The organism is Sphingomicrobium nitratireducens (genome assembly GCF_026157035.1).
Taxonomy (GTDB): domain Bacteria; phylum Pseudomonadota; class Alphaproteobacteria; order Sphingomonadales; family Sphingomonadaceae; genus Sphingomicrobium; species Sphingomicrobium nitratireducens.
The window spans coordinates 2,095,034-2,101,414 of the sequence record NZ_JANJZA010000001.1 but is presented as its reverse complement, the minus strand read 5'-3'; the positions used below and the strand labels follow the sequence as shown (position 1 = coordinate 2,101,414).

The following is a 6,381-nucleotide window of genomic DNA, read 5'->3' as shown; positions in this document are numbered from 1 at the left end:
ATCATCTCGACGGTGGCGAAGCGCGACAGCGCGCTGGCGGGCGTGAGCTTCGGCGGCAAGGCCGGCAAGGTCGACGTGCGGGTCGGATACGAAGCGATCTTCAACGGTCGCGAAACGGTCCACTCGGGCGCGTTCCGCATCCGCCTGCCGCTCGGCGGCAGCCGCTAAGCGAAACCGCCTACACGGCCCAAACAAGAGGCCCGGGAGGAAACTCCCGGGCCTTTTTGTCAGCGGCATGGCCGGGCGTGGCTTTGCGGTCGCACCTCGCGCTCGCGCACCGTCCGACCGCCATTTCCCGCTCGGCCACGGTTGCCGAGGGGGAAAATGCAGCTTAGGACAATGAATTGAGGCGATTCCTCTTCGGGGACCGCCGGGCGGCAAGATCGCCATATCGTCAAGTGGGGGGAAGCCTAGTGCTCCTGGGGGCAACAGTCCGGATGCGCGAAACCCATGTCAGGGGCATGGGGCGTATGCGGCAGGTGAACGACCCCACCAGTTTCACCCGAAAATTCGAGATCGAACGCGTATGACCAAGACCAAGACCAAGACGGCGCCCAAGAAGGGGCCCGAGCAGAATGTCGACCAGGCGATCGCCAAGGCGCAGCAGGGGAACGTGAACGTCACTCCCGCCAAGGCGGTCGAGATGGCGGGCAAGCTCTACGCCGCCGGCAAGTACGGACAGGCCGAGAAGGTCTGTCGCCAGATTCTCCAGGCGCGCCCCGGAATCGCGGACGCGCACAACGTGCTCGGCGTGACCCTCCATGCGCTCGGCAAGCGCGAGGAAGGCGTCGCCTCCCTCAAGCGCGCGATCTCGCTCACCCCGCAGGCGGCGAGCTACCACGCCAATCTCGGCGAGGTGCTGCGCCAGCAGGGCAAGCTCGACGAGGCCAAGGAAGCGCTCGAGCGGGCGATCAAGCTCGACGAGAAGAACGCCCAGGCCTACAACAATCTCGGCATCATCGCCTTCGACCAGAAGCGCTTCAAGGATGCCATCGCGAGCTACCGCAAGGCGCTCGAGATCCGGCCCGAAATGGCCGAAGCGCACAACAATCTCGGCAATGCCCTGCGCATCGCGCGTGACTTCAAGGGCGCGATCGAGGCCTACCAGGATGCGCTCGTCCAGCGCGAGGTGTACCCCGAAGCCTATAACAATCTCGGCACCCTGCTCCAGCAGCAGGGCAAGACCGAGGAGGCCGAGCATGCGCTGCGCAAGGCCATCCAGCAGTCGCCGCGCTACGTCGAGGCGCGCAACAACCTCGCAGGGCTCTACGGGGCGCAGTCGAAGGACGTCGACGCGCTGCGGATCCTTTCGGAGACGCTCAAGTTCGCCCCGCAGGACGCTTCCGCACTGGTGCTCACCGCGCGCATCCAGATGCGCCGCAACGCCCACCAGGCCGCCGAACAGGCGCTCCGCCTCGTACTCAAGGCCAACGGCGACAATGCCGAGGCGCTCAGCCTGATGGGCCAGCTGCTGCACGAGACGGACCGCTACGACGAGGCGATCGAGGTGCTCGAGAAGGCGCTCAAGATCAATCCGCGCCAGCCCGAAGCCCGCAACTTCTATGGCGTCGCCCTGAAGTCGGTCGGCCGCCTCGACGAGGCGCGCGAGCACATGATGAGCGCGCTCGAGGAAAATCCGAACCTGCTCGGCGCCTATGCCAACCTCAACGACCTTGTCGACTTCAAGAAGGAAGACAAGCTGTTCAAGCAGATGGACGAGATCTTCGGCCGCGCTAAGAACAAGGAAGCGCCGGCGCTGCTGCCGCTCCATTTCGCCTACGCCAAGGCGCTCGACGATCGCGGCGAGCACGAGAAGGCGCTCGAGCACTACATCACGGGCGGCAAGATGAAGCGCGCCCAGCTCGATTATACCGAGGCCGACACGCACGGCTTCTTCGATTCGATCCGCGAAGCCTTCCCCAAGGAGGTGTTCGAGAACCGCAAGTTCGAAGGGCTCGACGAAGATCGCCTGGTCTTCATCGTCGGGATGCCGCGTTCGGGCTCGACGCTGACCGAGCAGATCATCTCCGCGCACGACGACATTTTCGGTGCAGGCGAGGTCAAGTATCTCTCGATGTCGCTCGGCCGCCTGCGCGACCGTTTCCCCTCGCTGCCGAAATATCCGGACATGGTCGAGGCGATGAACCCCGCGCAGATGAAGATCGTCGGCGAGAACTACGTCAAGCTGATCAGCCAGCAGGCGGGCGATTCCAAGCGCATCACCGACAAGCTCCTGACCAACTATTTCTTCGTCGGGCTCATCCACCTGATCTTCCCCAACGCGAAGATCGTGAACACGATGCGCAATCCGGTCGACACCTGCCTGTCGGGCTTCACCAAGCTGTTCAAGGACGACATGCCCCACAGCTACGACCTCGGCGAACTCGGCCGCTACTACGGCAAGTACAAGCAGCTGATGGACCACTGGAACGAAGTGCTGCCCAAGGGCACCATCCACACTGTCCAGTACGAGGAAATGGTGGCCGACACCGAGACCCAGGCCAAGGCGCTGATCGACTATATCGGCCTGCCCTGGCAGGATAAGTGTCTCGAATTCTACAAGTCGAAGCGCCCGGTGAAGACCGCCAGCGTGGCGCAGGTCCGCAAGCCCATCTACAAGGGCTCGGTCGAGCGCTGGAAGAAGTATGGCGACGGGCTCCAGCCGCTGGTCGACGCGATCGAGCAGAAGCCCGCGAGCTAAGGCGATCCGCCCCGACGCTCGTCAGGAACGGCGGGCGTCGGCGGCGGGCCGACAATCGGACGAGACCGGCATGGCCCATCTCACCCACCTGCAGCGGCTCGAAGCCGAGAGCATCCATATCCTGCGCGAAACGGTCGCCGAGACCGAGCGCCCGGTGATGCTCTATTCGATCGGCAAGGACAGCGCCGTAATGCTGCACCTTGCGCGCAAGGCCTTCCATCCCGGTCCGCTGCCCTTCCCGCTGCTCCACGTCGACACGACCTGGAAATTCCGGGACATGTACGCGCTGCGCGACAAGGTCGGAGCCGAGGACGGCACCGAACTCCTCGTCTATCGCAACCCCGAGGCCGAGGCGAAGGGCATCAACCCGTTCGACCATGGTCCGCTCCACACCGACATGTGGAAAACCGAGGGGCTCAAGCAGGCGCTCGACAAGTACAAGTTCGACGCGGCCTTCGGCGGCGCGCGCCGCGACGAGGAGAAGAGCCGCGCCAAGGAGCGCATCTTTTCTTTCCGCAGCGCCTCGCACCGCTGGGATCCCAAGCAGCAGCGCCCCGAACTCTGGTCGCTCTACAATGTGCGTCGCTCGAACGGCGAAACGATGCGCGTCTTCCCGCTGTCCAACTGGACCGAGCTCGACATCTGGCAGTACATCATGTCCGAGGGCATCGAGATCGTGCCGCTTTACACCGCGGCGAAGCGCCCGACGGTGGAACGTGACGGTCTGATCCTGATGGTCGACGACGACCGCTTCAAGCTGGCCGACGGCGAGCAGGTGGTCGAACGCTCGGTGCGGTTCCGCACGCTCGGCTGCTATCCGCTCTCCGGCGCGGTCGAGAGCGAGGCCGACACGATCGAGAAGGTGGTGCAGGAAATGCTGCTGACCGCGACCAGCGAACGGCAGGGCCGCATCATCGACCGCGATGCGGGCGCCGGCAGCATGGAGAAGAAGAAGCAGGAGGGCTATTTCTGATGAGCCGTCCGACCGTCACCGACCAGGCGCTGATCGAGAGCGATATCACGGCCTTTCTCGACCGCCAGCGCGAGAAGGAACTGCTGCGCTTCATCACCTGCGGGAGCGTGGACGACGGAAAGTCGACGCTGATCGGGCGCCTGCTTTACGACAGCCGCCAGATCTTCGAGGACCAGATGGCCGCGCTCGAAGCCGACAGCAAGTCGGTCGGCACGCAGGGCGAGAAGATCGACTTCGCGCTGCTCGTCGACGGGCTTTCCGCCGAGCGCGAGCAGGGCATCACGATTGACGTTGCCTACCGCTTCTTCGCGACCGACAAGCGCAAGTTCATCGTCGCGGACACGCCGGGCCACGAACAATATACGCGCAACATGGTGACGGGCGCGTCCACCGCCGACCTCGCCGTACTGCTGGTCGATGCGCGCAAGGGCGTGCTGACCCAGACGCGGCGCCATTCCTATCTCGCCCATCTCGTCGGGATCCGCCGCTTCGTGCTGGCGGTCAACAAGATGGACCTCGTTGATTTCGACCGCGATGCGTTCCTGTCGATCGTCGCCGACTATCGCGCCTTTGCCGAGCGGCTGGGGATCGAGGACTGGCAGGCGATCCCCGTTTCCGGGCTGGGCGGCGACAATATTGCGTGCAGGAGCGACAATACGCCTTGGTATGACGGGCCGAGCCTGATCGAGCATCTCGAGAACGTGCCGCTCGACGCGCAGGGCGAAGAGGCCAAGCCGCTGCGCATGCCGGTCCAGTGGGTCAATCGCCCCAATCAGGATTTCCGCGGATTTTCGGGACAGATCGCCTCGGGCGCGGTCAAGCCCGGCGATGCCGTTCGGGTCGTGCCCTCGGGGCGAACCAGCCGGATCGAGCGGATCGTGACGATGGACGGCGACCTCGACGAAGCGGTCGCGGGCCAGTCGGTCACGCTCACCTTCGCCGACGAGATCGATTGCTCGCGCGGCGACGTGATCGCGGCCGCCGACGCGCCGCCCGAGGCTGCCGACCAGTTCGAGGCGACCTTGGTGTGGATGGCGGACGAGCCGCTGCTCCCGGGACGCGGCTACTGGCTCAAGCTGGGCACCCAGACGGTGACCGCGCGCATGCAGCCGCCCAAGCACCAGGTCAACGTCAACACGCTCGACAAGCTGGCCTCGAAAACGCTCTCGCTCAACGAGATCGGGGTCACCGAGATCGCGACCGACCGCGACCTCGTGTTCGAGCCCTATCACGACGAGGCGGGCGGGCCGTCCAACCGCGTGATGGGCGGCTTCATCCTGATCGACAAGCTGACCAACGCGACCGTCGCGGCCGGCATGATCCACTTCGCGCTGCGGCGTGCGCAGAACATCCACCCGCAGGCGCTCGACATCGACCGCCAGACGCGCGCGATCCAGATGGGGCAGCGTCCCGCCGTGCTGTGGTTCACCGGCCTGTCGGGCGCGGGCAAGTCGACCATCGCCAACCTCGTCGAGAAGAAGCTGGTTGCGCGTGGGCGCCACACCTTCCTCCTCGACGGCGACAATGTCCGTCACGGGCTCAACAAGGACCTGGGCTTCACCGACGCCGACCGCATCGAGAATATCCGGCGCATCGGCGAGGTCGCCAAGCTGATGACCGAAGCGGGCCTGATCGTGCTGACCGCCTTCATCTCGCCCTTCCGCGCCGAACGGCAGCTGGTGCGCGACATGCTCGACGACGGGACCTTCATCGAGATCTTCGTCGACACGCCGCTCGATGTCGCCGAACGCCGCGACGTGAAGGGCCTCTATGCCAAGGCGCGCGCGGGCAAGATCAAGAACTTCACCGGCATCGACAGCCCCTACGAGCCGCCGCTCGAACCCGACGTGCAGATCGACACCACCCGGCTGTCCGCCGATCAGGCCGCCGATGCGGTTGTCGACGCGCTCGTGCGCAGGCTGGAGGATTAGGCGGAAACCTCGGCTTTTCGGCGCGTTGGTGCGGCGATGTATCGAAACAAACTCGGATGGAAGGACCGTGCCGGGTCCATTGCGCTTGTCGTCGGGCTGCACGTCGCGGTGGCTGCCGCCGCGCTGACCGCGGGCGGCGTGGTGACCGTTCCCACGGTCGACGAGGCGCTGCAGACCTTCGACGTGATCGTCCCCGAACCGCCCCCGCCGATCATCGAGGAGATTCCGGAGCCCGAGCCCAAGGCACCGCGCGAGGAAGGCGCCGCCTCGGCCAAGAATATCGAAAGCGACGCGACCCCGGTTGAGGCGCCCAAGCCGGTCATCAAGACCCCGACCCCCAATCCGATCGTCGCGTCGCCGACGCCCAACGAGGGCAATGACCCGACGCAGGGTGCTTCGGATGTGAAAGGCGAAGGGACGGGCGCCGGCGGGTCCGGCACCGGGACCGGTTCGGGCAGCGGCGGCGACGGCAAGGGCGGCGGCGGCGGGACGCGGCCGAGCGTCATCAACACGCTGCGGACAAAGGATTATCCCAAGCCGCTGCGCGCGCAGTGGAACCGCGCGGGGCCGGTCTTCGCGCGCTTCTGGGTCGACACGAACGGGCGTGCCAGCCAGTGCCGCATCGACCGTTCGAGTGGCAATCCGGCGATCGATGCCGAGACCTGCCGCCTGGTCGAAACGCGCGTGCGTTTCCGCCCCGCGACCGACGCCAGCGGCAAGCCCTACGGGACCTGGTACGGCTATATTCAGCGCCCGCTCTGATCGCCTGTCCGGGA

The 6,381-nt window shown here is 65.6% G+C and carries 4 protein-coding genes; all 4 read left to right on the top strand.

Going from position 1 to position 6,381, the window contains the following annotated elements; translation table 11 throughout:
• Positions 1-526 precede the first annotated feature (526 nt).
• The 4 genes from NNY25_RS10640 to NNY25_RS10625 are packed head-to-tail and all read left to right on the top strand — an operon-like array spanning position 527 to position 6,367.
• Entirely contained in the window at positions 527-2,701 is a 2,175-nt protein-coding gene (locus tag NNY25_RS10640) for a tetratricopeptide repeat-containing sulfotransferase family protein (RefSeq protein ID WP_338112492.1), read from the top strand.
• A complete protein-coding gene (gene cysD / locus NNY25_RS10635) occupies positions 2,646-3,674 on the top strand; it encodes a sulfate adenylyltransferase subunit CysD (RefSeq protein WP_420854345.1) in 1,029 nt (342 codons plus the stop codon). Before NNY25_RS10640 ends, cysD begins: the two co-directional genes overlap by 56 nt.
• Positions 3,674-5,605: a sulfate adenylyltransferase subunit CysN gene (cysN, locus tag NNY25_RS10630; protein ID WP_265571415.1), complete on the top strand. Its 1,932-nt coding sequence runs from the start codon at positions 3,674-3,676 to the stop codon at positions 5,603-5,605. The genes cysD and cysN overlap by 1 nt, the downstream gene beginning before the upstream one ends.
• Before the next feature lie 36 nt (positions 5,606-5,641).
• Positions 5,642-6,367, top strand: a complete 726-nt coding sequence (locus NNY25_RS10625; RefSeq protein WP_265571414.1) for an energy transducer TonB — start codon at positions 5,642-5,644, stop codon at positions 6,365-6,367.
• The last annotated feature ends 14 nt before the right edge of the window (positions 6,368-6,381 follow it).